Source organism: Rossellomorea aquimaris (assembly GCF_020171925.1).
GTDB classification, from domain to species: Bacteria; Bacillota; Bacilli; order Bacillales; family Bacillaceae_B; genus Rossellomorea; species Rossellomorea aquimaris_F.
In genome coordinates this window covers 631,178-656,838 of the sequence record NZ_JAIVAR010000002.1, presented here as the reverse complement: position 1 = coordinate 656,838, position 25,661 = coordinate 631,178, and the positions used below count along the sequence as shown (strand labels likewise).

Annotated in this window: 28 protein-coding genes; 11 read left to right on the top strand and 17 right to left on the bottom strand. The window is 46.6% G+C overall.

What is annotated here, in order from left to right:
• The first annotated feature begins 102 nt into the window (after nucleotides 1–102).
• Complete coding sequence (locus tag LCM10_RS10775) at nucleotides 103–258, top strand: hypothetical protein (protein ID WP_224876265.1); 156 nt, start codon at nucleotides 103–105, stop codon at nucleotides 256–258.
• 44 nt (nucleotides 259–302) lie between these two features.
• On the opposite strand, the gene LCM10_RS10770 is transcribed toward LCM10_RS10775, so the two are convergent.
• A complete protein-coding gene (locus LCM10_RS10770) occupies nucleotides 303–1,154 on the bottom strand; it encodes a VOC family protein (RefSeq protein WP_224876264.1) in 852 nt (283 codons plus the stop codon).
• Between the two features lie 133 nt (nucleotides 1,155–1,287).
• Here LCM10_RS10770 and LCM10_RS10765 point away from each other — a divergent pair, with 133 nt between their 5' ends.
• Entirely contained in the window at nucleotides 1,288–1,602 is a 315-nt protein-coding gene (locus LCM10_RS10765) for a winged helix-turn-helix transcriptional regulator (RefSeq protein ID WP_224876263.1), read from the top strand.
• Between the two features lie 31 nt (nucleotides 1,603–1,633).
• Here the strand turns inward: LCM10_RS10765 and LCM10_RS10760 are convergent, their stop codons facing one another.
• Together LCM10_RS10760 and LCM10_RS10755 are read right to left on the bottom strand one after the other, a co-directional pair.
• Nucleotides 1,634–2,617, bottom strand: a complete 984-nt coding sequence (locus LCM10_RS10760; RefSeq protein WP_224876262.1) for a nuclease-related domain-containing protein — start codon at nucleotides 2,615–2,617, stop codon at nucleotides 1,634–1,636.
• Between the two features lie 377 nt (nucleotides 2,618–2,994).
• Nucleotides 2,995–3,150, bottom strand: a complete 156-nt coding sequence (locus LCM10_RS10755; protein WP_224876261.1) for a DUF1540 domain-containing protein — start codon at nucleotides 3,148–3,150, stop codon at nucleotides 2,995–2,997.
• Between the two features lie 170 nt (nucleotides 3,151–3,320).
• On the opposite strand from LCM10_RS10755, the gene LCM10_RS10750 reads away from it, so the two are divergent.
• On the top strand, nucleotides 3,321–3,527 hold the full coding sequence (locus LCM10_RS10750; protein WP_224876401.1) for a hypothetical protein: 207 nt from the start codon (nucleotides 3,321–3,323) through the stop codon (nucleotides 3,525–3,527).
• A 31-nt stretch (nucleotides 3,528–3,558) separates the two neighbouring features.
• Here the strand turns inward: LCM10_RS10750 and LCM10_RS10745 are convergent, their stop codons facing one another.
• Complete coding sequence (locus LCM10_RS10745; protein ID WP_412103393.1) at nucleotides 3,559–4,710, bottom strand: MFS transporter; 1,152 nt, start codon at nucleotides 4,708–4,710, stop codon at nucleotides 3,559–3,561.
• Nucleotides 4,711–4,896: 186 nt separating this feature from the next.
• Here LCM10_RS10745 and LCM10_RS10740 point away from each other — a divergent pair, with 186 nt between their 5' ends.
• Both LCM10_RS10740 and guaC read left to right on the top strand, forming a co-directional pair.
• Nucleotides 4,897–5,328, top strand: a complete 432-nt coding sequence (locus LCM10_RS10740; protein WP_224876259.1) for a MarR family winged helix-turn-helix transcriptional regulator — start codon at nucleotides 4,897–4,899, stop codon at nucleotides 5,326–5,328.
• A gap of 172 nt (nucleotides 5,329–5,500) precedes the next feature.
• Nucleotides 5,501–6,484, top strand: coding sequence for a GMP reductase (gene guaC, locus LCM10_RS10735; protein WP_224876258.1), 984 nt, complete (start codon nucleotides 5,501–5,503; stop codon nucleotides 6,482–6,484).
• A gap of 63 nt (nucleotides 6,485–6,547) precedes the next feature.
• On the opposite strand, the gene LCM10_RS10730 is transcribed toward guaC, so the two are convergent.
• Complete coding sequence (locus tag LCM10_RS10730; RefSeq protein WP_224876257.1) at nucleotides 6,548–7,447, bottom strand: cation diffusion facilitator family transporter; 900 nt, start codon at nucleotides 7,445–7,447, stop codon at nucleotides 6,548–6,550.
• Nucleotides 7,448–7,542: 95 nt separating this feature from the next.
• A complete protein-coding gene (locus LCM10_RS10725; RefSeq protein ID WP_224876256.1) occupies nucleotides 7,543–7,818 on the bottom strand; it encodes a hypothetical protein in 276 nt (91 codons plus the stop codon).
• A 106-nt stretch (nucleotides 7,819–7,924) separates the two neighbouring features.
• Here LCM10_RS10725 and LCM10_RS10720 point away from each other — a divergent pair, with 106 nt between their 5' ends.
• Nucleotides 7,925–8,293, top strand: coding sequence for a cbb3-type cytochrome c oxidase subunit I (locus LCM10_RS10720; RefSeq protein WP_224876255.1), 369 nt, complete (start codon nucleotides 7,925–7,927; stop codon nucleotides 8,291–8,293).
• Nucleotides 8,294–8,344: 51 nt separating this feature from the next.
• Here LCM10_RS10720 and LCM10_RS10715 read toward each other — a convergent pair whose 3' ends face one another.
• The gene (locus LCM10_RS10715) at nucleotides 8,345–9,214 is read right to left on the bottom strand and encodes a TetR/AcrR family transcriptional regulator (RefSeq protein ID WP_224876254.1); all 870 of its coding nucleotides are present in this window, start codon (nucleotides 9,212–9,214) and stop codon (nucleotides 8,345–8,347) included.
• Between the two features lie 303 nt (nucleotides 9,215–9,517).
• Here LCM10_RS10715 and LCM10_RS10710 point away from each other — a divergent pair, with 303 nt between their 5' ends.
• Nucleotides 9,518–12,589, top strand: coding sequence for an efflux RND transporter permease subunit (locus LCM10_RS10710; RefSeq protein WP_224876253.1), 3,072 nt, complete (start codon nucleotides 9,518–9,520; stop codon nucleotides 12,587–12,589).
• A gap of 195 nt (nucleotides 12,590–12,784) precedes the next feature.
• On the opposite strand, the gene LCM10_RS10705 is transcribed toward LCM10_RS10710, so the two are convergent.
• Nucleotides 12,785–13,765, bottom strand: coding sequence for a nuclease-related domain-containing protein (locus LCM10_RS10705; RefSeq protein WP_224876252.1), 981 nt, complete (start codon nucleotides 13,763–13,765; stop codon nucleotides 12,785–12,787).
• A gap of 336 nt (nucleotides 13,766–14,101) precedes the next feature.
• Entirely contained in the window at nucleotides 14,102–15,469 is a 1,368-nt protein-coding gene (locus tag LCM10_RS10700; protein ID WP_224876251.1) for a VWA domain-containing protein, read from the bottom strand.
• A gap of 630 nt (nucleotides 15,470–16,099) precedes the next feature.
• On the opposite strand from LCM10_RS10700, the gene LCM10_RS10695 reads away from it, so the two are divergent.
• Nucleotides 16,100–16,291, top strand: a complete 192-nt coding sequence (locus LCM10_RS10695) for a hypothetical protein (protein ID WP_224876250.1) — start codon at nucleotides 16,100–16,102, stop codon at nucleotides 16,289–16,291.
• A 58-nt stretch (nucleotides 16,292–16,349) separates the two neighbouring features.
• Here LCM10_RS10695 and LCM10_RS10690 read toward each other — a convergent pair whose 3' ends face one another.
• Nucleotides 16,350–16,796, bottom strand: coding sequence for a DUF4385 domain-containing protein (locus LCM10_RS10690; protein WP_224876400.1), 447 nt, complete (start codon nucleotides 16,794–16,796; stop codon nucleotides 16,350–16,352).
• 97 nt (nucleotides 16,797–16,893) lie between these two features.
• The gene (locus LCM10_RS10685; protein ID WP_224876249.1) at nucleotides 16,894–17,085 is read right to left on the bottom strand and encodes a hypothetical protein; all 192 of its coding nucleotides are present in this window, start codon (nucleotides 17,083–17,085) and stop codon (nucleotides 16,894–16,896) included.
• Nucleotides 17,086–17,272: 187 nt separating this feature from the next.
• Between LCM10_RS10685 and LCM10_RS10680 the strand changes: the two genes are divergently transcribed.
• Complete coding sequence (locus LCM10_RS10680) at nucleotides 17,273–18,472, top strand: iron-containing alcohol dehydrogenase (protein ID WP_224876248.1); 1,200 nt, start codon at nucleotides 17,273–17,275, stop codon at nucleotides 18,470–18,472.
• A 45-nt stretch (nucleotides 18,473–18,517) separates the two neighbouring features.
• Here LCM10_RS10680 and LCM10_RS10675 read toward each other — a convergent pair whose 3' ends face one another.
• Complete coding sequence (locus LCM10_RS10675) at nucleotides 18,518–19,498, bottom strand: zinc-binding dehydrogenase (RefSeq protein WP_224876247.1); 981 nt, start codon at nucleotides 19,496–19,498, stop codon at nucleotides 18,518–18,520.
• Nucleotides 19,499–19,688: 190 nt separating this feature from the next.
• On the opposite strand from LCM10_RS10675, the gene LCM10_RS10670 reads away from it, so the two are divergent.
• Nucleotides 19,689–20,060 carry a winged helix-turn-helix transcriptional regulator gene (locus tag LCM10_RS10670; RefSeq protein WP_224876246.1) on the top strand — a complete coding sequence of 124 codons (372 nt, stop codon included), beginning with the start codon at nucleotides 19,689–19,691 and terminating at the stop codon, nucleotides 20,058–20,060.
• Between the two features lie 39 nt (nucleotides 20,061–20,099).
• Here LCM10_RS10670 and LCM10_RS10665 read toward each other — a convergent pair whose 3' ends face one another.
• From LCM10_RS10665 to LCM10_RS10655, 3 genes are all read right to left on the bottom strand, one after another.
• Nucleotides 20,100–21,044, bottom strand: a complete 945-nt coding sequence (locus LCM10_RS10665) for an arginine deiminase family protein (protein ID WP_224876245.1) — start codon at nucleotides 21,042–21,044, stop codon at nucleotides 20,100–20,102.
• Nucleotides 21,045–21,183: 139 nt separating this feature from the next.
• Complete coding sequence (locus LCM10_RS10660; RefSeq protein WP_224876244.1) at nucleotides 21,184–21,924, bottom strand: YqcI/YcgG family protein; 741 nt, start codon at nucleotides 21,922–21,924, stop codon at nucleotides 21,184–21,186.
• 63 nt (nucleotides 21,925–21,987) lie between these two features.
• Entirely contained in the window at nucleotides 21,988–22,617 is a 630-nt protein-coding gene (locus LCM10_RS10655; RefSeq protein ID WP_224876243.1) for a LysE family transporter, read from the bottom strand.
• Nucleotides 22,618–22,785: 168 nt separating this feature from the next.
• Between LCM10_RS10655 and LCM10_RS10650 the strand changes: the two genes are divergently transcribed.
• Nucleotides 22,786–23,424: a spore coat protein gene (locus LCM10_RS10650; protein WP_412103387.1), complete on the top strand. Its 639-nt coding sequence runs from the start codon at nucleotides 22,786–22,788 to the stop codon at nucleotides 23,422–23,424.
• Nucleotides 23,425–23,462: 38 nt separating this feature from the next.
• Here LCM10_RS10650 and LCM10_RS10645 read toward each other — a convergent pair whose 3' ends face one another.
• Together LCM10_RS10645 and LCM10_RS10640 are read right to left on the bottom strand one after the other, a co-directional pair.
• Entirely contained in the window at nucleotides 23,463–24,752 is a 1,290-nt protein-coding gene (locus LCM10_RS10645; protein WP_224876242.1) for an MFS transporter, read from the bottom strand.
• Nucleotides 24,749–25,369 (bottom strand): TetR/AcrR family transcriptional regulator, encoded by a 621-nt coding sequence (locus LCM10_RS10640; protein WP_224876241.1) that lies wholly within the window; start codon nucleotides 25,367–25,369, stop codon nucleotides 24,749–24,751. Before LCM10_RS10640 ends, LCM10_RS10645 begins: the two co-directional genes overlap by 4 nt.
• Nucleotides 25,370–25,661 lie beyond the last annotated feature (292 nt).

Sequence of the window (25,661 nt, the reverse complement as noted above, 5' to 3'; positions counted from 1 at the left end):
TATCCCACTTTTTCCTTCTCTCTAAAAAAATGATGCTTACACGGTATACTTTTCATTTTTCCTTTCACACTAAAGGAGAAATCAATGACAGGAGGGATCATCTTGAAAAAGAGAAAGTATGATCTGGAAGAAAGCAAGGTAGCCTCGACGTATGATGAAGAGCAGTCTCTTGGAGAAGTTGCAACGGAAGAGGACGTCAAAGAGGGAGAAGCCACGATGGTGACCGGGCTTGTTTATGATGAGGTCGATCCGAGCTAAAGGTTAAGGAAAAACCGCCTCATTTGATCAAATGAGGCGGTAGGCTAAGCTTTCAGTATGATTGTATTTCCTGAAGGATCTACTGTCGTCATGTTCCCGTCCAGTTCACGATGAACCTCAACACCAAGACTCGCTAACCGGCTAATCGCTTCCGATCTTTCTTCCACACTAGGAAAATGGATATCAAACGCCCGGAGCCCGACACTGTCCACGGGAGGTGTTGGTGCGCCCACGCCATTCCACGTATTCAAGCCGATATGGTGGTGATAGCCGCCTGTCGAGATGAATAACGCCTGATTCCCAAATCTCGAAACCACTTCAAACCCAAGTCCCACTGTATAAAAATCCGCTGTTTCAGCCAGTTCTGCAGCATGCAGATGAATGTGACCCATTTTGGTTTGTGGCGGCAGTCCATTCCAGGATTCACCTTGTCCTTCCGCTAAAATCGCTTTCGCATCGATCGGGTCAACAGCCATCTTCACCTGTCCGTCCTGCCACGTCCAGGTGGAAGCCGGCTTATCCCAATAGATTTCGATTCCATTTGCATCGGGATCATTGAGATAAAGTGCCTCACTCACCAGATGATCCGATGAACCCAAAGGAATATTCAAGCGGACGAAATGATTCAGGATCCTTCCCAAGTCCGCCCTTTCCGGTAATAAGAGGGCAAAGTGATAAAGGCCAGTCGTCCGGGGCTGTTTTGAACTGACATCCTCCGGTTGCTCGATCGTAACAAGCGTCCTATGACCGTCCGCAGTCAATCGTGCCTTCCTTTCTGAACGTTCCAATACGGTAAACCCGATGACCCTTTGATAAAAATCAAGTGACCTCTCAAGATTGCCCACTTTGATCGTGACATGATCGACGTGGGCATGTGGCGGTTGGTGAAAGTTCATTGGCCTGCTCTCCTTTTTATTGGTGGTTACTTTATGTAACCTATTTTATTTTAATAACTTATTATCGTCAAGTAATTCATTTATCGTTTATTACGCGATGTGATATAATCCTCTCAAAAGGAGGGATCGACCGTTGAACCATTCCACGATATGTCCCAGATTTGAAAAAGCCATCAGCATCATCAGTCAGCGATGGAACGCACTCATCATCTATCAACTACTGACCGGTCCCCAGCGGAACTGCACAATTAAAGACGCAACCGGCATCAGTGGACGGCTTCTATCACAGCGTCTGAAAGAGCTGGAAGAGGAAGGAATCGTCGAACGCAACGTATATCCGGAAACCCCGGTCCGCATCGAATATTCCCTTACCGAAAAAGGATACGCCATGGAACCGCTCATGAAGACGATTGAAAGATGGTCCCAGGAATGGATGGAGATGAAGTGATGGACCTGTCAGGGTTTTATGGCGGGTTTTTTTATTTGTTAGAAAGTTTGGTTAGAGGAGTGAGGTTGTAGGTTGTTCCTTTTTGGGTACCGGTGGTTGGGAGGTTGAGGGATTTCAGGAGTCTCAACGAAACATGACGTGACCTGAGATTCAGAAACCTTCTAAATTCAAGGTTTGTAAGCGTTGGACCAATCAGTAACTCGTAATCCAGTAAAGCTCTGAGGTGCCCTTCTTTATCACTGCTTTTACATTTTGGGCAATACCAGGTACCGTGCATCCGGATCAGGGGTCTAAACTTGCAGGTTGTACAAATTACTCCCGGCAATATCTCTTTCGTTGAAATTTTAAATTTCTCTAAAACAGGAGGATTTGCCTCTTCATGTTTTTTCTTGATCATTATGATTAGTCTTTTTACTTCTTTATCCGTGTACACTTCTGCTTTGATTAGGTTTGATAACTGAGAAACTTTTGTTGGGAGTAATTGTTTGTGAAAGACTTTAGAAGAAAGGAATTTGTAATCCGAGGAGGTTTTTATAAGAGTTTTATCATTACTTATGACCACAAAGCCGTGGATAGGAATAGCAGGGAAATGATGTTGTCTGAGCCATTTTGTTAATTGATTCACTTGCTGGCTTACTTGAATCAGAGGATCTGGAAAGGAAAGTTCTTGTCCATCTTTTGTTTGAATCAGTTGATTGAATACCCTGTCAAAATAGATTGTACCCGCGAAATTCTTTACCTCCATGACTAGAATCGTTTTCCGTGAAAGAATGAGTGTGTCAATCTGAAAGTAAATGCCATCCACCTTTAATCTTACGCCATGCAATTGTACATATTCATCCGGGTCTAGGAACCCCAACACATATTCCAAGGACACCTCCCCTTTATGCCCAGCCAATCGCTTTTTCCATTCATCTTTTATGAGCGGGATTTTAACATGTAGCGGATCAAGCCTTCCTTGTAATGCATCCAATTTGAGAATAATTCTGGGGACTGTGCATTCTTTTACCTTCATGTCTTCACTCCAATTCAATTTATTCCGTACTTATTCTCTTTCAGGGTGCCAAAACCCTTTTAAATACGTCATTTATCTACTTAAAAGGTACTATCAAAGGTAGATTTGCTCGAAAAATTAAATTTATGCTCGAAATCATAAAGTCTATGCTCGAATTTCAAAGATTTATGCTCGAAATGATTAGTCGTATGCTCGAATTGTCGAATGTCGAATGATTGCTACATTAACCAGCCCACTCCTCAACTAGCCAAAACCAAATCCCCATCCCCACGCATAAGAATGAGAACAATTATCAATACTAACTAAAAACAGGCAGCCACGGCAATGGCTGCCTGTACGAATCGCGAATCCGCTTCACTGCTGAATGACGGATCTACTTACATACCAGGTTCAAATGTCTTACAGTCCGTTTCTTCGCTGTTATGAGCTTTATTCCCCTTGTGGCTCACAACGAAGATTTGGTCGGCTGAGCATTTCTTGCCTTCTTTGTTGTATCTGCAGTTACTTACTTCACATAGTACATCTTGTGCCATGTTTCTTCACCTCCTCATTTAGTTATTAGAATTCACTACTTTCCTTCCGTTCATACGTTAGAGGTGTCCTCATTCATACCCCCTCTTCTCCAGCCATAGAATGAAAAAAGTTAGGATTGTGAGTGGATCGGAGACGTTTGTATCATGTGCAAAATCTTGCCTTTGAAATCATGGATGAAATGAATGCTGTTAAGCAGCTTGATGCGAGGGTGGAGCTCAAGCATGTGGTGGATCATTTATCGAGGGCCATCGGTAGCCTGGCCGATCCATCGGGTACCTTTTCACTTGATTATGTTGAGGAAAAAGTAGCCGAGGCTCATTATTCCATTTTCCGGAACCGGAAGAAATTGTCCTGCTTGAAGGTAATTCTCACATAAGAAGAGGACCGCCGACACACGGCGGTCCTCTTTATCCTTCCAACACTTCGACATGTTGCCCCCTCTTCTGTCGGGTCACATATCGATAAACGAAAATCGTGATCAGTACCATCCCACCCGAGAAAAGATACAAACCAGTAAAACCGATTCCCGCTGCGATCATGCCGAGGACGACCGAGCCGATGGCGATGCCGAGGTCATAGAAAATGAAGAAGGTCGCGGTGGAATGACCGGTCCTTTCCCTCGGGGCCGACCCGATGGCCATTGTCTGGAAGCACGGAAGCAGTGCTCCGTATCCTAGTCCGATCAGGCCACCAGCCAACAGGAGAACGGCTGATGACTGTGTGATACTCAGGATGATCAGGCCGATCAGGAAAATGGCAAGGGACGGATAGATGACAGAATCCGGACCCCTGCGATCAAATAATCTTCCTGTATACGGTCTCGAAAGCAGCATTGCCGCTGCGAAGACGACGAAGAAATAACTGACCGATTCAAAGAGTCCGATCTCTTTTGCATAAATGGAGATGAACGACATGATGCCTGAATAGGCAAACGCTGTGAGGAAGCCAACAACGGCAATCGGTACCGCCCTGACTTCGATCAGATCATTCCAGGAAAATCGTTTCGACGTGTTCACAATAGATTCTCCTTCAACCGGTTTAATCCAGAGTGAAAAGACGAACGCGACCACGATGGTCACGGCGAGTCCAAGGAACAAGATATCATACGGGATGAATCTGATCAGGGCAAGCGCCAGGAACGGTCCGGCCACGACGGCGAGGTTCATGGACATTGCAAAGTAACCGAGCCCCTCCCCCTTCCTTTTTTGCGGGATCAGATCGGCTGCGATCGATACGAGGACGGTGGAGGCGATGCTGAACCAGATTCCGTGAAAGAACCTTAACCCCAGAAGCCAACTGAAATCCCGGATGAAATAATAAAGGAAGGCGGACACGCCGAATAGAAAGACGGAGACTACGAGTGACTTCTTTTTTCCCCATGCTTCAATGATTTTCCCTGAGAAAGGACGGATGATGATGGCTGAAATCAGGAAGATGGTCGTCACCATACCAGCCTCCGCCCCGCTCCCTCCGAACTCATCCATCACATATACGGGCAACACGGTCAATAGCGAATAAAATACAAGAAAGACAAAGAAGTTAATGGATAATGCCATCATGAACGGCTTTGTCCATATATTCCCGGAAGTATGCTTCACTTACAATTCCCCTTTTAAAAATAATTGTTACACTAATTATACGGCAAATTACTTGTTGTAACAACTAACTGAAATTGAAATCGTTCTCAATCATTCCTTCTTTTGTTGTATGATAGAGATAGAATAATGACTAGTAGGTGATGCAGCATGCGCGAGACACGTGACGAATCGATCGGTCTATTTACAAGCAATACGGTGAAGAATATCATCCGGTTTCTGTCGATCAACCTGAAGGGGTTCGATATTACGCCTGAACAGTGGACAGTGCTGAAGAGGCTGTCTGAAAATGACGGAATCAATCAGAAGGAATTGGCTGTTAAGTCCGAAAAAGATCAGCCGACTGTAACGAGGATCCTGGATATTCTTGAGAGGAAAGAACTCATCAGTAAACAAAAAAATGCAGAAGACCGCCGCTCCTTTCTCCTCTTCATTACAGAGAAAGGAACCGCTCTGAAGGAAGAATTGTCCCCATTCATTGAAGAGATATGGGAAAACAGGATTCTCAGCGGGATTTCAGAAGAGGAATTGGATACGTACCGTCATGTACTGATCAAGATGAACGAGAATCTGGAGAAATGATGAACAGGACCTGTGAAAGGGTCCTGTTTTTTTGTCATGCCATACATCATGAAGTATTCATCTTTTCAGCAAAAAATCTTTGACAGTCTGGCAAAAAATGTTGTATAGTACGTAAGGGACGAACATTCAACAGTTTACTTAGAATAAATATTCGTTTTTAGGGGTGTTATTAATGGAGAATGTATTTGATTACGAAGATATTCAATTAATTCCTGCGAAATGCGTTGTAAATAGCCGATCAGAATGCGATACGAGCGTGGAACTTGGTGGCCGTAAGTTCAAGCTGCCGGTCGTGCCTGCAAATATGCAAACAATCATCGATGAAAAAATCGCCGTTTACCTGGCAGAACAAAATTATTTCTATATCATGCACCGTTTCGAACCTGAAAAAAGAATAAATTTCATTCGTGAAATGAATGAGCGTGGCCTTTACGCTTCCATCAGCGTTGGTGTAAAGGAAGAAGAATACACATTTGTGGAAGAGCTGGCGGAACAAGGCCTGACTCCTGAATATATTACGATTGACATTGCACACGGTCATTCCAATGCCGTGATCAATATGATTCAGCATATCAAGAAGCACCTTCCTGAAAGCTTTGTGATTGCCGGTAACGTCGGGACGCCCGAGGCGGTCAGAGAGCTTGAGCATGCCGGTGCGGATGCGACTAAGGTCGGCATCGGGCCAGGGAAAGTCTGCATCACGAAGATTAAGACCGGATTCGGAACTGGCGGCTGGCAGCTGGCGGCTCTGCGCTGGTGTGCGAAAGCGGCTTCCAAGCCGATCATCGCGGATGGCGGGATCCGTACCCACGGTGACGTCGCAAAATCGATCCGTTTCGGTGCATCCATGGTTATGATCGGATCACTGTTTGCGGGACACGAAGAATCTCCTGGTGAAACGATCGAGAAGGACGGAAAGCTTTATAAGGAATACTTCGGATCTGCATCCGAATTCCAAAAAGGCGAAAAGAAAAACGTCGAAGGTAAGAAAATGTTCGTGGAACATAAAGGATCACTAGAAGATACATTGGTGGAAATGGAGCAGGATCTTCAGTCCTCCATCTCCTATGCAGGCGGAACGAATCTTGATGCAATCCGCCACGTCGACTACGTGGTCGTAAAAAATTCCATCTTCAATGGAGATAAAGTCTATTAAACGTGAAAAGGGACGTACCTTCCTGTTGGAAGGTACGTCCCTCGTTGCGTTAATGTGGTGAAGTCAGTTTGGTTCCACGTGGACGTGGACGTCATAGATTTCGTAATCCTGTTCGAGCTTTTTTTCCACTTTGGTGGAGATATCGTGGGCGTCATTGATGTTGAGAGCGGGATTCACGGTGATGACAATGTCCACGACGATGTTATTTCCATACCTTCTCGCCTTGATATCCTTGATCCCCTTCACACCAGCTATCCCATCGATTGTTTCCCTGTATTCCTTAATCAGCTCTTGATCAAAGCCATCCGTGAGCTGATGGGAAGCTTCCCGGAAAATCCCCCACGCCGTCTTGCATATGAGGATCCCGACAATGATGGCGGTGAAGGGATCCAGCCACGCGAGATTGAATTGCGATCCGATGATGCCGATGACCGCGCCGATACTCACCCAGGAATCGGATAGATTATCCTTGGCAGCGGCCATGACCGATTGGCTCTTGATCTTCAGAGCCAATTGTTTGTTGTAACGGTAAACAAGATACATCACGAGTGCAGAAAACAGTCCAGTCCATGCCGAAATCATATCGGGCGGTTCGGAATACCCTTCGAACAATGACATAATCGCCCCTGCCAACACCTGGATCCCGACGACCGCCATGATGAATGAAGCGATCATCGAAGCGACCATCTCGGACTTCCAGTGGCCATAAAGGTGGTCGTCATCGGCCGGCTTACGGGATAATCTCAATCCGATCAAGACGGCGGTCGATGCCAATATATCGGTTGTATTATTCAATCCGTCCGCCTTCAACGCCTCCGAACCACTCATGTGACCGATCACTAATTTTAAAATGGATAACCCTATGTATGTAACGATGCTGAGGATGGCTCCCCGTTCGCCCAGCTTCAAATCGGAATACCTTTTATCGTCCAATATTCTAACCTCCAAACACTGCCAGAACATTTTACCAAGAGGGATCCGTGTGGGTCTACGGCAACCTTTTTCTATGTACCCATCTAAATCACTTTAAGTAAAAAGAGTTGCCCGGAGGAAAACCCTTAGTTTTGAACGATCATGCTTACGAAGCGTTCCCTTTCCCTTGAATCGGCAAGGATTCTCTCCACTCTCCCCTTTTGATTCACATACGCCTGTAGCTCAGGATTATGATAGATCCTTTCGTAATAAAGGCCATTTCCGCTTAACTCCTTGAACCATTTTTCACCTTTTAGTTTCCTGACGTTTCGCCTGAACGCGATGTCATCCAGATCAATCCCACCTGCGAACAGCCAACCTAGAAGAGCAGCGAACACAACCTTAAAGATTTTTTTCATCATCAACAGCCTCCTGCTACATATTGTGATCACGCAACTTTTGACCCATGATACATGTTCTACCATTTCCATAAAATTCATATAGTTCTGAAGAGAAGGAGGGATATCAATGGGTATCAAGTTGATCAAGATTTCAGTCATCTACTTCATGATCGGTGTGTTATTCGGACTCTTTATGTCCATGACGCACGATTACAGCTTCACACCGGTACATGTCCATATCAACCTTTTGGGATGGACAGCACTGACACTGGCAGGTCTCATTTATCATTCATTCCCGGCCACTTCGACGACAAAGCTTGCAAAAGCACATTTCTGGCTCCATAACATTGGACTTCCGCTCATGATGATCGGTTTGTTCATCCTCATTTTAGGCAACGAAGGAATCATTCCTGTCATCGCAGTGGGTGGTGTATTGACCACACTGGGTGTCCTATTGTTTGGATACAATATCTTAACGAATTTGAAGGCAGAATAGTTTCATTTATTTGGAAAAACATTCAAAAAAACAGCTGCCGCCTTTCATACACTAAGGCAGCAGCTGTTTTTCCAATTCGGATACTTCTTGTTGCAACTCAGCTGAATCTGCAAGAAGCCTGAGCATCCCTTTGATGATCAGTTCATCCGGCTTTGACTTTTTGCATTCTTCCGATATCCGGTCGGCAATCGTTACATATTGATCTGAATCGTTTAACTCATGGATCTTTCCATAAAGATGCGACCAGGCCTCTTCCCTTTTCTCAAACGAAATGAAGGCGCCTTCCCTGTCCATATCGACCGCGAACGGCTTCATCATGTCATCATTGAGGAGCGGTGTGCTTTTCCCATCGAAAAAATCATTGGCAAGGGTGACGATTTGTCTCACGATATGCTTCCCGAGGTCAGCAGGCTTCAGATCACTCTCCGTCGAAATGAGGAGCATCATATAAGAGGAATAGATGGATTGCGTCATCCACATCAGATCCCATTTATATGGATCGATCCTGTTCCCGTAAAGACGATGGAGATTATGCTGCAGCCAACTGAACAGCCTCCCCCGCATCCGGTGCTCCATGGCAGCCAGCTTCTCGCTGTTCTTGGCCGACTCCCCCCTCATATGCATCTTCATATACGATTTATACTCCAAGATCCCTTCGAACTGCACTTGAAACTGCTTCGCCAACCGTTCCTCCGGTGACATCTTCCCGTCCAGCCCGACAACGAATGCCCGTTCAAAGACGAGCTGCTGATAATGTTCATAAATCGATATGATTAAATCTTCCTTTGATTGGAAAAAAGAGTATAAGGAACCTTTTGATATTCCTATACTATCGGCGATTTGCTGCATGGAGGTCTGATTGTAGCCCTGTTCCGCGAACAGTTCGACCGCAGCTTCCAATATCGCTTTGCGTTTATTCACTTGCTCCACCTCTTTCACAAACTCCATCAACCGGGTGTTATGCCCTTATTCTACAGGCAGCTTGAGCACCTGTATGGTAAGAAGAGCTCCACTCATACGGATTAAAACTCATTTTATCACAGCATGCAAACAGTCCGGCACCCCGTTTCCAACCAGCACATTATTCCTTGACTATTCTATACAATCGTGAAAAAATGACTATTGAGTCAAACAACAATAAAGTTATTATACCAAGGATTGACTAGATCTATAAAAAATAAATTTGACCAACGAGTCAACCAACAAAAAAGGAGGAAACCAATCATGATCAAAGCCATCTTGGAGCGTTCAAAGATCACCCTCATCTTTGTCCTGCTCTTCGCCATTATCGGGATTTTCACATTTTTCCAACTGCCTCAGAGGGAAATCCCTGAAACAGAAGTGAATATCGGGACGGTTTCAACGGTGTATCCAGGTGCAACCGTCGGAACGGTCGAACGGACCGTCACGAATCCGATCGAGAATTCACTACAGTCGATTGATGGAATCAAGGAACTCAACTCATCATCCGCTGCCGGCTTTTCTACTATTATTGTAGAGGTCGAGGATGGGAAAGACAAAGGGGAAGTGTTCAGCGATGTGCGCCAAGCCGTATATGATGCGTCCGCGTCTTTTCCTGACGAAGTTTTCGATCCGGAAATAAACGAGTCGACGGTGAAGATGCCGGTCGTCTCCTATCAGCTCACCAGCGAAAACCGTGATAGCCTCCAGGATCTCCAAGAAGAGATGAACCGCTGGAAAACGGAAGTTGAAGAACTTTCAGGTGTATCGGGTGTGACCGTAAAGGGACTTCCCGAGGAGCAAATACTCATTGAGCTCGATCTTCAGAAGTTGAAGGAATCCGGGCTCAATGGTTCGAACGTGATGAAAGCCATCAACGATGAGTTCTACCCTACCCCACTAGGGAAAGAAACGATCGATGATGAAGTCGTCCAACTGACGGTAGAACATTACGAAAGCATTGAAGACATGAAGAAAGTCTTTGTCGGAAAGAGCCCTGATGGGGATTCTGTGCTTCTTGGGGATATCGCCGATGTAACAATCTCGCCTAAGGACGCAAAGGACATTGTCACCTTTGAAGGAGACCCTGCCGTTTCATTTACTGCCTACGTCAAGCAAGGCGAAGATATCCCGTCCGTCGATGAACGGGTGAAAGAAAAGGTGGAAGAGCTCTCGGGTAATCTGCCTGACAACGTTGAATTAGTCCCTTATTACTCACAGGCAAACATCGTGAACGATATCTTTAAAGGGCTGTTCACGTCCCTTGCCATTTCGGTCCTTGCCGTCATTGTCACGACAGCAGTCGGCCTGACCGGTTCCGGCGTATTGGTCGTGGCACTTGCCATTCCGATTTCGGTCCTTGCCGGGTTGATCCCGCTCCCTTATGCAGGTGTGGATCTTAACCAGATTTCCGTCATCGGGGCCATCATCGCACTCGGTATCCTCGTCGATGACTCGATCGTGATGAACGACAACATCCAGCGCCGCTATAAGCTCGGCGATAGTGCCCTGATGGGAGCGGTGAACGGTGTGAAGGAGATGTGGGTCTCCATCTTGACCTCTTCCCTCGCAATCGTGTTCACTTTCCTGCCGCTCGTCTTTTTATCCGGCGGGAACGGCGCCTTCATCCGGGCGTTGCCGACCGTCTTGATCACAACGATCCTGGCATCGACAGTCGCGGCACTTATTTTTGTACCGGTTCTTCGATACATGCTTTACAGCAAAACGAAGAAGAAAATTTCGGATTCACCGGGACTCCTCGGGAAACCATTGGATAAACTCGCAGATTTTTATGCAGATAAGATTTTGAAGCGCTTTTCAAAAAAACCATTATTGACGGCAGCACTCGGATTGGTTTTCACAACGGCGATCTTCGGTTTGATCGCATTCACGCCGTTTGAATTCTTCCCATCGGCGGATCGTGAGGAAGTGACCATCGATGTCACCCTTCCGATTGGAACGACTCTTGAAGAGACATCCGACACACTCGCCGAAATGGAAGACCGATTAAAGTCCGATAAGGGAGTCTATGAAACGAGTGTTTTTGCCGGAACGGGACTTCCGAACCTGTTCAACAGCTCTCTCGAGAACTCCGGGGACAACACCGGTCAGATCGTGGCACGTGTTGACCGCGAAAACCAGACGGCCCAGGGACTGATCGATGACTGGACCGAAAAGCTACGCAGCGAGTTCCCTGACGCAGTCCTATTCATGGAAACCATCCAGCAGGGACCACCGGCAGGCGCACCGGTCACGGTGACCGTATCTGGTCCCGAAATCGAGAAGCTGCTTGAACTCCGGGACTCACTAAAAGATGATATTGGAAAACTGGATACGAACCTCGTTGTCGACAACATAGGCGAACTGTCCCCTGTAAGGGAATATGTCCCGGACCGTGATGCCCTCGAGGAAAATGGCATCACCGTCAACCAGATCAGCGAACAGATCCGATTGGCGACAGAAGGCATTCCGCTTAAGGCCTTTGATAACGGCGTCACGAAGAGGGATATGAATCTTGTGCTCGATGGAAGCGAAGGTGAACTCGACCTTTCTTCATTGGAATTACCGGCTGCTGCCGGTCAGAATCCTACAGGACCACCGAAACTCATCGGACTTGATGAACTGGTGACGGTTGAAAAGAAAGAAGAAATCCAGCAGATTCCACATATCGATGGCGAGCGCGCCATCACCATCCGTGCCTTCCCTGAAAACGAAGAGGGATATGAAGCGGATGTACAGGAAATCGTAGATGAAGCGAAGAAAGACCTTGGACCCGAGTACAACGTGACGATTGGCGGGGAAAATGAAGCTCAAGACAGCTTCTTCTCAGAAATCACCATCCTGTTCACGATCGTGATTTTCCTTGTGTACTTGCTGATTGCCCTGCAATTCAATTCACTTTCCATGCCTTTCCTTGTATTGGTTGCCGTTTATCTGGCGATTGCAGGTGCCATCCTTGGACTATTCGTCACCCAGACACCGATCAGCTTCCTTGCCGTTATGGGAATGGTGTCACTGACCGGGATTGTCGTACGGAACTCGATCGTTCTCATCGAGTTCACCGAACAGCGACTGCGTGATGGCATGAATGTGAAAGAAGCAGTGATTGAAGCCGGACGTGCAAGACTACGCCCGATCGTCCTTACTGCTTTGACCTCCATCGTCGCTTTACTGCCGGTCGCATTCAGCGGAGACACCTTATTCACTCCGCTTGCCGTGACCATCATCTCAGGAATCGCCTTCTCTGTCATCCTTACATTGATGATCGTACCGATGCTCTACCTAGTATTCGACCGATTCAGAGGCAAAAAGAGACAGCGTCATGCAGTAGAATAATAACGTATGAAGGTACGTCCCTCGTTGCTTTAAAGCAGTGAGGGACGTACCTTGTTTTGTGTTTTAAATGAATGGCGGTTAGTTTGTAGGTTTACTAGTTCAGTTTTATTTTTTTATAAAAAGAAATCGCTGCCTGTTATTATGCGATAATTCGTAAATTGAATTTGCTTGACAGAACAACACCCTCTACGAACTTCACTGCAAATCTGTAATCAATGGTTGGAGGGAATATCGTCTATTTCTAGTCGTCCCGGTCGATGGTAGATTCATTTGTGACAGCATCCGGGCTGCGCTTGAAAGGGATTGAAGATGGGTGAAGCATCTCATTTCTTGATTGGAGATGGTGGTGTCGACGAGGAGTGCATAATCCTGAAGCGCTTCGATGTGGGCATCCTTTTTCTTGATGCGGCAAGTTGGGCACCACCATGTTCCTTGAATTCTTTGCATCGAAAGGGATTGGCACTCTACGCAATGAACGCCTGGCAGGATATCGAAGGATGATAGTTGAAATTGTGAGAGGAGATCGGGTTCGTGGGGGATGTCTGATTTCATTAGCTGTTTCGCCAACCGATTCAACTCTTTTGTGGTCATCACGGGCTTTGGATATTTCAAAGTCAGTTTTTTCACTTCATAGACCAGTCTTTCGCTGCGGATCAGCTTGTCGAGGACGAGTTTGTCTTGGGGTGAATTTTTAATGAAGGTATGGTTGTTAGTCAGGACGACTCGATATTCGATCGGGATGTCGGGGTGATTCTTTGTGATCAGCCAATTCTCTAGTCCTTCCTTTTGTTTGTATGCCTGGAGGATCGGATCGGGGAACACCTCGGTCGTTTCATGCCTGGTCCGGATCATTTGATTGAAGTTTGTATCAATGAAGATCTCACCTGCTATGTTCTTCACTTCTGCAATGAGGATGAAGTTCGTATGGAGGACGAGGGCATCGATTTGAAAGAAGAAATCTTTGTACGAAAGGCGCAGATTGAATAGAATCACGTATTCTTTATCAGGTAGAAAGCGGACATGATAGGTGAGGGACAGCTCCCCTTTGTATCCTGCTTCCAGCTTCCTCAATTCTGCTTCGATTTCATGTCTTAGAGGGTGTTTGCGTAGGATTCTTCTCAGTAAGGCGTATAATTTGAAGATTTTTATTGGGGGACGGGGCTTTTTCTTGATCAATTGACCACTCCTTTTTTGTGTCGAGGTTTTGAACGGGTATGGGAAGGAAATTTGGTGCCTTATCTGGGATGTGGCTGGGGGCTTGGTGTGGAAATCTTTCGGGAATGGCTGTTTATCTTCGAGTATTGGATGGAAATCTTTGAGTTTCCCCCACTATTCTTCGAGTTCAGCTCGTTAATCTTTTAATTTCGCAGTTTATTCCGTCACTTACCATATTATAACAAATCGCCCTCGAAACAAGCTATCTTTTTTAGTTACACACGATCAAACACACAAGGTCCGTCCCTCACTCCGTTAAAGCAGTAAAGGACAGACCTTGTGTATTTCTATTATCAATCAGTAATCGTTCTTCTTATCTATCGTTTCATTTATCTTGTCGTTTCCTTCTTCCACATAATTGTTCCATTCTTCATTTCCGTTATCCACTGATTCGTTCCACAGTTTATTCCCCTTATCGACGATGTACTGCCACATTCCATTGTTTCGATCGATGATTAGAGAAAAGGTGTCATTGATCGGATGATCGTAATCATCATATTTTTCATTGAGATATGACTGTGCTGCTTTTAATCTATCTTTTTCCCTTGTCACCTTTTCTTTCATTTCTTCTTTCGTTTCATTCGCTAGTTTCTTTTTCTCTTCCTTCAGGGCAAAAGCCTGTTCCTTACCGGCTTCCTTCCATTCGTACCACTCTTTCTGGAGTTCCTCGCACTGTTTCCTCATATAATCCTTGAGTTCCCTTTCCGAATCGACGTACTTGAATTCTCCGTTACCGGCATCTGCCACGTCCTTCAATAAAGCCTGCCCCTCATTGTCTACATCGAATCCGATGATGTTGACGACCGTTTTCACGTTGTTATTCGAATCACTCAGTTTCTTGGCAGCTGCAACCGGGTCACCATCACATGTTTCGATTCCGTCGCTCACAACATAGACCACGACTTCCTGAGCATCGGCAGGTATATCTTTTTCTACCGAATTCAATGCATTGGCGATCGGGGTCCAGCCTGCAGGCTTAAAGGTATTTAACGCATCTTTGAACTTCGCATCATCGTAGGACCCATTGTATACCGTTTCCGTGCTGCTGCATGACAGCTTTTTATCTGCGTCCTCGCCGCTTCCCTTATGACCGTAGACACTAAGGGACACAGTCGATTGCTCCGGGACGAGTTTGGCAAAGTCCGTGACCGCTTCTTTTGCAGCCTCCATTTTTGTTTTCCCGCCGACTTTGCCATTCATGCTTCCGCTTGAATCCATTAAGATCGCAACATGCGTTTTCTTTAATTGAGGGTTGTCAATTTTGCCATCCGGCCTGTCGATTTTCACATCCACAGTTGAATCAAACGTAAAGAATGTTTCCATTCCCTCGTGATAATCTTCACCCAATAAATAGATCATCTCTTCCATATACTGCTTTGCCGTTAAGTCTTTGGGAAGCTTATCTAGTTCTGCCTGTACTTTTTCTTCATCATAGTTGTCTCCGCTGAACTTCCCTGGTTTCCTTAACAGTTCCTTCTCTGTGTCGGTCAGCTCCCTGTCGATCGAATCAAGCTCGACATACTCCACTTTTTTCTCTTGATAACCTTCCTCCTTCTTTTCGGTTTTCTCAACCGCGGCTTTGCTGCTTTCTTCCTTTTTCCCGCTTTCCCCTGCCCCGCACCCGGCAAGAAGAATCACTGCGATGGCGATCATCAGCTGTTTCATAAGTCTCCTCCTCATTTTCCATTCCATCTATTGATACCCTGCTAATAAATGTAAATAAACACCTTTACCATTAAAACATGACCAGCCCGGCTCATGGGAGGAGGGAAAAGAAAACGAGAAGAAAGACCCAGTGATTGATAGGTAAAAAGATTCGTTCGTTTCTTATGAAGGGGTGACCAATAGTCCTACTCGAGCAAGTTGGGGAAATGTTTTTCTCCTTTTTGGGATGGGCATGTCGTCAAGCAGTCCATTTTTTTCTAAAAGTGGCAAGTGTGGCATGTCGGGCACCAACAAGCTTCTTTGGCTCTTCGGTTTTGATCGGTGTCTCGATTTTGCGTATGCTTGGTCCGGAATCTTTCGGGAATGGGTGAGAATCTTCGAGTTTCGGTCCCAAATCTTCGAGTTTCGCCCACTAATCTTCGAGCTTTGCCCGCTAATCTTCGAGCTTTGCCCGCTAATCTTTCAATTTCACGATTAATTCCGTCACTTACCAAATTTTAACACACCACATCCCCTACAACTGTCTTTCTCACGCACTCCCGCAACCAAACCACCTCAGGGCCATTCTCATTTTAAAAACGCTTTCACGTCAACGGAATAAATTATTCAGTAGGAAGGAGTGATACTTACATGGAAAGTCCTATCTGGTTATTCCTATTCGGCATTTTGTCAGGCTTTGCACTGCTTCGGGTGCCGCTGACAGGATTCCTGGCGCCGATCAACCCGATCGTAGATGTTATCGGGGTTCTCGCGGTATTATTATTCAGCATCGTACTCATCTATAAAGGAGTCATGCACCTCATCCACCACAGAAGACGCTAAGGTCAAACAAAGGTACGTCCCTCATCGCGTTAAAGCGATGAGGGACGTACCTTTAACTTTATCCATATTCCTTTTGGTGTTGCCGTTTTAAAGAGAGGTAGTCTTGATCTTCCCTTGCACGCTTCCATTTTTCTTCGAAGATGGCGGCAGATTCTGCTTTGACAGGGTCGGGTTCCCGCTCCTTCACGTCACCATCCTTGTCATATTTCCTGCCTCCCTTATAGTTTGCGTAGCGGCGGGATCTCGTGTAGCCCATCTGCAGGAATTTCCGGGCCATGTCCATACCGACGAAGTCATCTTTCTTTTTGTAGTCTAGGAACATGCTATAAATTTTATCAGAGGATTCCTTTGCGATAGCTGGCGTTTTGAAGCGCCAGTGGGGCAGGATTTCACTTTTGTACGGTTCGACGAGCAGGACTCCCTGTTCCCCCCTGCCGACCCGGTACAGTTCGGGATTTTCACGGAAATCGGTGGAGTCGAAATCAAGTGAGTAATCGAATGGCATTGTATCATCCTTTTTCATGGTGTATACCCCAACGCTTCTTAGCCCTAACTCTCTCACATAAAAAAAAGACCTGCATAAAAACAGGCCGTTCATCACTTTATTTTCCGGTCTCATCCAGCGCCTGGTACTTCGCTTGATACTTCCCTCCGTCTGCCACTTCGGAATGGTACAGGGCCTTCATGGCAAAGCTTCTTTCCAAGCCTTGTTCTGCCATCAATTTCTTCAACCGATCCTGGAGTTCTTTCTCGTCTTTCATCAATCGTTTCATTTGGGAACGTATATATTTCAAGGTTTCATCTCCTTTTTTGAATTACGATGAAGGTTCATTATAACAAGCTCACCGTATTTTAAAAAGCTTTGGTGGTCACCTATGATAGAATCAAACTAATAAACAGGGTAAAACGCAAATATATATAAGCATAGACAACCTTGGATCGGCCTCCCACTATACCCTATTAAAAAAGAGAGGGATTTCTATGTACAAATTGTATTGCAGGTCCTATCAAACGGCGTATCGTGCTGCTTTATATTTCCTTCCATGGCGGAAACCAAGGTTGATCGAGGGAGAGAATAGCCTCTCAGAACTGCCGGCTGTGTTAAAAGGGGAAGGCATTTTGCGCGTCCTGATCGTCACTGATGAAGGCATTTCCGCCCTAGGATTGATGGACGGGCTCCTTCAAGGATTGACGGATGCTACGATTGATTACACCATTTACGATCAAACCGTCCCGAATCCGACCATCGGGAACATCGAAGACGCCTTGAAGTTGTATCATGAGAGTGGATGTGACGCTATCATCGCATTCGGAGGCGGATCGCCGATCGACTGTGCCAAAGGGGTGGCAGCGAGGGTGGCGAGACCCCAGAAAACGATTCCGGAGATGAGGGGCCAGCTGAAAATCAGGAGGAAACTTCCACCTCTCGTTGCCATCCCGACGACCGCTGGAACGGGAAGCGAAGCAACGATCGCAGCTGTCATCTCAAATCCGGAAACACATGAAAAGTATGCCATCAATGACCTGGTCCTGATTCCGCAGATTGCGGTTCTTGATCCATTGCTGACGGTGAACCTTCCACCGCACATCACGTCGACGACCGGAATGGACGCACTCACTCATGCAATCGAGGCGTATATCGGCAGAAGCAGGACCCGTGAGACGATGATGTGCAGCAGGCAGGCCGTCAAGTTGATCTTCAGCAATCTAACCGAAGCCTATACGAACGGGGAGCATCTCACCGCCAGGTCCCATATGCAGAAAGCTTCCTACCTCGCCGGCGTCGCGTTCACCCGTGCGTATGTAGGGTACGTACACGCCATCGCGCACACGCTTGGCGGATTCTACTCGACTCCACACGGACTTGCGAATGCGGTCATCCTGCCTTATGTTCTGGACTATTACGGGGAGTCGGTGCATCAGCCGCTTGCTGAATTGGCCGACGTTGCCGGTATCGGTTCACGGGCTGATACCGCCGCAGAAAAATCAACGGCCTTCATCGAAGCGATCAAGAAACTCAACCGAGACATGAAGATCCCTGACAAAATCAGCGGTATCTCCGACCGTGATATCCCGCTCATGGTCAAGCGGGCATTAACGGAAGCCAACCCATTCTATCCAGTGCCCAAAATCCTCTCACAGGCAGATTTAACGAAACTTTTTTCACAGATAAAGGAATGAACAAAAAGGAGCCCCTCTCCTAGACGGGCTCCTTCTTAACATCCATTATTTGATCTTCGCCACAATTTTCCCTTTCACATGGCGTTCCGATAATCGGCTCAACGCTTCAGGGACTTCTTCCAGTCCGATGACTTCTTTCAGCATGGCATCAATTTTCCCTTCAGCAAGAAGTTCGAGCATCCGATCCCCGATGACAGAGAAATCTTTTTGAGCTTTCACATCATTGGACTGATGCGCCGCTGCCAACGCGATTTCATGGTAGGAAACCACTTTGGTGAATGGTTTTACGACCGTGAAGTCCGGTGCTCCCGCGATGTAAACGATATGTCCCATGTATGCGAGCATATCGAGTGCTTCGGTCGCACTTTGTCTGCTTACCGCATCGACTACGGCATCGACTCCACGTCCTCCGGTGATTTCCATCACTTTCTCTTTCACGTTCTCCTCGCGATAATCAATGACAAAATCGGCTCCAAGCGATTTCACGTACTCATGATTGTGCGAAGAAGCGGTCGAGATGACGGTTTTCCCTGCAAGCTTCGCGAGCTGGACACCGAATCCGCCGACTCCGCCTGCACCTCCATGGATCAGGATCGTGTCGACTTGTTCCAATGGCAGCTTGCGGTGGATCGCCTGATACGCTGTGTATCCTGCAGTCGGAAGCGCAGCTGCGTCTTCAAATGAGATGCTGTCTGGAATTTTTGAAGCGGTGTGGGCAGTGATCAACGCATATTCTGCGTACCCACCCTTTCTCGTTAAATCCCCGTGGTAAAGGACACGGTCCCCTTTTTTCCAGTCTGTTACACCTTCCCCTACTTCCGCTACCACTCCGGCAACGTCAAGTCCGAGGATATGGGGATATGTCCAGTTCGGGTTACCGTTTGTGCCCGTTTTGTAATCAACCGGGTTCAAGCCGGCAGCGTGCACCTCGACCAGTAATTCACCTTTACCCGGTGCAGGTGTTGCCATTTCCTCCACTTTCATGTCTTTCCATAACCCTTTATCTTTAAGAAGCAAAGCTTTCATTCTATGTCCACTCCTATCAAAATCGTTTTTTATTTACTTACATGGTATATAATATATACTGTAAAGGAAGTAAACAAGTAGGCACTATTTTGTATCCTAGTTACCGTTTAGGAACCTTGTAGGGGACGATCCCCAAAGAAAATGCTTCCTCGCCGGTGGCTAGTTAATTGAAGAAAGGAAGACATCAAACATGAAAGAACTACACCCTGAATATCAATGCGCGATCGATCTTGTCATCGATGTGATCGGCGGCAAGTGGAAGGTGTTGATCCTATGGAACTTGAATGAAGGATCGAAGCGATTCAATGAGTTGAAACGGACCCTCCCGAACATCACCCAGAAGATGTTGACACAGCAGCTCCGGGAACTCGAAGAGCATGGCCTTGTCTCCCGGAAGGTCTTCCAGGAAGTGCCTCCGCGTGTGGAATACTCCACAACCGATATGGGTAAAAAGCTGCAATCGACGCTTTTTGAAATGTGCAGATGGGGAGACGAATATGCCGAACAGCAGGGCATTACGATGAATCGATGCTGGACTTCGTATAACTTCATGGAAAAATAGCGGGATGGACTTGTCGGAACATGACAAGTCCATCTTTTCTTATCGCCGTTCCAAAGGAAGCGTCATACAGCGGATGCCTCCGCCGCCTTTTTCCAATTCATCCACATCCACTTCGATGATCTTCATTTTCTTGAACGTGGGATGTTCACGCAGAATGGCTTTGTTGATTTTTGTACTCACCAGAATCGTCTCCGGATTGATATTGAGGAAATTGATATCGGCGACGGTGTGTTTGACGTGATCGGTCCATAGCACCTCAAATCCATGGCGCTGCAGGAAGTCACCAGCCATGGTGTACGTTGAGCCGCTACTTGTCACGACTTGCACCGGAAATAAACGCATATAACTTTTCCCAACCAAAAGATTGGGACCTACGACGTTGCAGTTCATATCAAGATGCATCGTCTCTCCCTTCCTCGGCAAATCGATCACGCCGATTTCAGAGAACCCCGCCTTGAAGATCCGGCCTTTTATAGCCTCGAGGCTTTCGATGCTTGTCCGGAGACCTGTATTGATGAAAACAGTATCTTTATTGAGGACGAAGACATCCCCATTTTCCAATGCTTTCATATCGTTGTTGGCCTTGATCGGGAATGTTTCGTCATCAAACCATTCCTGGAAGAGTCCATGGCTGTGAACATACTCCGGTGCCCGCATCGTGGCACCTGCATCTCCGGGAATCAATGTATTTCCATAGACACATGCCAAATCCCGTACAAACACCCGGTTGATCAGATGGGGATTCAGTTCTGCATGTTCCCCCTTTAAATACTTGGAATAGTCGATGACCTTTACACCTTCATCCTCCATCGCCTTTACCATCTCTTCATGACTTTCATGTGCTTTCTCCTGTTGCACCGGTCTCTCCCAGCCGACATAGTCTGCCGTGCGCTGATCGGGAACGTCCAAGGTGGTCGGTGAACAAACGACGACCGCTTTCAACTCATCATGTTCGCTCCAGCAGTTAGGTTGTACGTTAAGCATGAGCAAGCCTCCTTCTGTTTACTTCTTTACTTTCTCCTTTCACCTGAAAAAACATTCTGGCCTGGTTCATGTTGGAATCACTCGCTTTCCGTCCTCAAAGGGGATTTCACCAAATAAAAAAGAGCCAAAGCACCGTGCTTCAACTCTTAAGCTTCTTGAGGCTATTGAGGAATGGACATTTCGAAAGTGATGAATCATCGTCACGGAGGAAATACTGTTCCCATTCATGGTTATCCTCCTGACCGTACCATTTCAGGCTCGGGTGCACGTCGATTTCATCGAATTCCGCCAGCCGCTTGCGGATCACTTTTTTCAATTTTTGCCCGAATGGTGTGGACGAATTGATTTTATCGAATACCCAGCGCGGCTGAAATGCGAGGAGTAAATAAGGGAAGTGACGGCTTTTACGGGCATCGTGTGCAGGAGTCGCACAAAAGGCAAAATAAGGCTCTCCGTTGAAGCAGAACTCCCATGTATGATCGTGCGGATCCTTTGAGATTTCATCCGGCCAAGGTGTTTCATCCAGTTCATGCACACGGTTCAAGACAGACCAGAATAGATCTTCATACTGTTCGGTGGAAGTCCCGTTCAACTCTTCCGAATCGAAGAACACGACCAGGGAGGCATAATCCCCCGTCCCCCGCGAGATTTCTCCATAGTCCTGCAGGAAAGTCGCAAGCTCTTCAATTGATTCAGCGTTTCGTGGATCTCCTGCAAAACCAAAACGCAATGTATCTTTTAAAAATCCTTGTATCCCAGGAACACAAGGATAGGGTTGTTGGTCATCAACCATCATGTTTGAAAAATGGGTATAAGCATGCTGCTGCCACTGGGGTAGTTCCCCAATATGTTCATCTATCCATGTTTTTCTATATAACATCCAGTGAATCCCTCCTAACAATTACACACTATCCTATTAGGAGAAGGAGAAATGGGTGTCTGTCTAGCCGATCAAAATGCGGGCAGCCTGTACACCGAAATAGACCCCGAAGCCGATCAGCACGATGCCTGAAATGATCGAGATCAGCCGGATGATGGATGGATTGAACCACCTGCCTGTCCCTGCTGCGACGGATGCCATCACAAAATCCCAAAGCGTGATCCCAAGAAAAATTCCCATGCTGTAGATCAAGATCTGCCAGCCCTCATAATGACTGGACGTCTTCGCGAGGATGGATCCATAGATGCCGAGCCAGAACAATATGCTGAGAGGATTGGAAATGGCCATGAAAAAACCGGTACGGAATGCTTTAGATTTCGTCTCATTTTGTGAAGATTTATGCTGATTGCTTGCATCCCCTGCTTTGAGGACGCTTTCCAATCCTGTATAGACCAGGACGAAAAAACCGAACATCCATAAAAATAACTGGACGATGGGCGTGTCCACAAATTGGGCAAGCCCGAAAAAGATCAGGAGCATGAAGACGGCGTCCGCTGCCATGCCGCCTACGCCTACGAGCCAGGCATGCCAGAATCCGAACCGTATGCCCTTGTCCAATTGCAGGGCGTTGATTGGTCCCATCGGTGCCGACAGCGATAACCCCAACAGAATATAACTGATGAATACACTCATTTTTTAACCACCTCACGGATTTCTCCCCCTATTATATTCGGACTGTCCCTGATGTATTAAAGTCAATCTCAATCCCATCAACTTTTTTCCATGGGCAAGACGTACATGAATCATCTTCAAAAGGGGATTCTAACTACGATGTCAACGACTATTTAGGAGGGAAACATCATGTTCAATCAGCAAAATCAACCACAACAGCCAGGAAATCAAATGGCCAATAAACAAGCCTATGGGATGAATCAGAACCATGGCGGACACGAATTATTCGATGCCCACGAAATCATTGCAGGCATCATCAGCATGCTGGATCAATATCAAATGTATGATCAACATATAAAGGACCCGGAATTGAAAGACATCGTCAAGCGCCAGACCGATTTCGTGACAACGATGTACAATACGATCGTCGGAACCTTTTCGACAGGACAAGACCCACAGGTACCGACACAACAATATAAAATGAACCAAAACAACGATGCCGTATATGGAATCAAACCGGGGCAACCGAAAAAACCGAACCAATCGGTCAATGAACTGTCAGACAAAGGCCTTTCCGCTTATATGCTGGGGCAGACCAAGTCACTCGCGACGCTCCTTGCGATGACCGCCCTGGAAATGACCAATCCCATCCTGCGTCGGGTCGTCGCAGACAGTGTGCCGAATTTCATCGAGATGAGCTACGAAATATTCCTGTATCAGAATAAGCACGGCTACTATCAAGTACCGCAGTTGAATAATCAGGATATGACGGCGATGCTGCAAAGCTACACAACAGTCCCGCAACCACCTGGGAACATGCCACATTAACGTTGAGAAGACGCGAGGACATCCCCCCGCGTCTTTTTTTACGATGAAACCGACGTTTTCACTTCAGTTACTGCAGGTGTACCGGATTGCAGTGATTTCGTAATGAGATAGTACAAGAATGAGCCCGTGACTCCGAAGAACAGGAGGATGCCACCCATCATGACCGGACTGATCCATTCTCCGATGATGATCAATAGGGACGCGATGATCATCGCCCCGTAAAAGGTGAGGCTGTAAAACGCCATATACGTGCTGCGGGCGTTCGCCGGAGCCAAATCCCCGATCATCGCCTGCTTGATCGGCACATACATCAACTCTCCGATCGTCCCCACAAAGATCAGGATAAAGAGTAGGATGATACTGTTTGTAAACGCAAGTGCAGCGAAACAAACCGAGAAGACCATCATTCCTGTGACGAGCGTCCAGCGGTCCTTCCATTTTTTAAATAGGAATAACACAACCGTGGACAGTAGGACAACGAGCAGCGTGTTTTCTGTTTTCAGGAATCCAAGCATCTTCGTTCCGTCCAGGGTAAAATCAAAGCCCAATAAGGAAGCGCTTTGTTCGGGAATATCCCTTTCAAGGCGAATCCCAACATAATTGGACAATGATTGCTCCAAGGTGAAGATGAAAATGGCCCCTACGATATAGAACATGAATAGCTTATCTTTCAATACGGCCACGTAGCCGTGAAGCATGCCTCGTGATGAAGTGGCGGATGGAGCGGTCGAGCGGCTGGTAGAAGGCTCGGGTGTGTAGGTCTCGGTGATGAAGTAAAGAGTGACCAGGACGGATAGAAGTGATATGAATGATACCCCGATGAATAGTTCAAATAGATAGGATTTAAATAGAAATGCCCCGATGATGCCTCCGAGGGCGGTCGCAAGATTTCCAAGCCAATAGCTGATGGTGAACACAAGCTTTCTTGATTCGGAGTCCGTCACATCAATGATCATCGCCTGTGCCGCAGGCTGGAACATCCCGCCACAGAACATATTGATGACAAAGAAGGCGGCGGAAACATAAGGGAGATCGAACCAAGGTGAGTTACAGAGTGCAATCAGGATATATGAAGCCGCTATTCCTGCCTCTGCATAGATCATGATCTTCCTCCGACCCACTCGGTCCGAGATATGCCCGCCTAGAAATCCCCCGATCACCCCGCTGACGACAATCAAGATGAGGATGATCCCGGTCGCAGTCGACCCGATTTTCCCTGCAAAGTAGATGGCAAGGAACGGGATGACCGCCATTGTGATAAGTCCTCCAAGGAATTGCATCACGAGCCTCAATTTGATATTAGGATGAATCTCTCTCAGTTTCATCATGATTCCTCCCATTCATTATGTGCAGGACCAAAGAGTCTCAGCGCCTGGATCTTCATATCCATCCAGAATAGATTGGTGTATTCGTCGATGAATGTCAGCCTCATTCCGTTGATCAGGGAAAGATAGGACTGTGCGATGAGGGCAGGTGAACCTTTGTAAAAGACGCCTTCCTCCTGCCCCTTTATGATGATGGGAGCGAGACGGTCAATGAACACATTCACAAAGTCATCGAGTTCCTTGAAGAGATCGGGATATCGATCGGGCCTTGCCAGTACCTGCTGAATGAGGCGCAAATATTCTTTTCTCTTGGAAAACAGCTCGACCTGGCAGAGAATCATTCCCTTTACCTTCTCCAATGGGCTGCCGCTATAACGCTCTTCTATGTCGTAAAAATAAGGCTTGATTTCTTCGAGTGGTTCCAAGATGGTAGCATGGAAAAGCACTTCCTTTGTTTCAAAGTACGTAAACACGGTCCCAAAGCTGACTCCAGCCTCTTTGGCAATGGCAGCGACAGGCGTTTCAGCGAAGCCATTCTCACTGAATAATTTCACCGCCGCTTGAAGGATCGCGGTTCTTTTTCGTTTCTTTTTTTCATGGACTGAAAGTGAAGCAGGCATGTTGTTGACCCCCAATTCAAAATTGATTGATTAATCAATCATTATTTTATTGTAAGTTTATTCCAACGTCAATCACTTTTTTCTCCTAAGATTCGACATGAGCCCGCTGATTTCGTTGAATATGGAATATAACCATCTAATTGGATCTGTATGTACGATGGGCTTACTAAATAATTATTGAATAGACGATCCTTATGGAATAAAACCCTCTTCAACTAAAAAAGGAAGCTTCCCTTTTTGGAAGCTTCCTTTTCATATTCTGTATCACTGGGACAGTGAACCTGTCCCCATG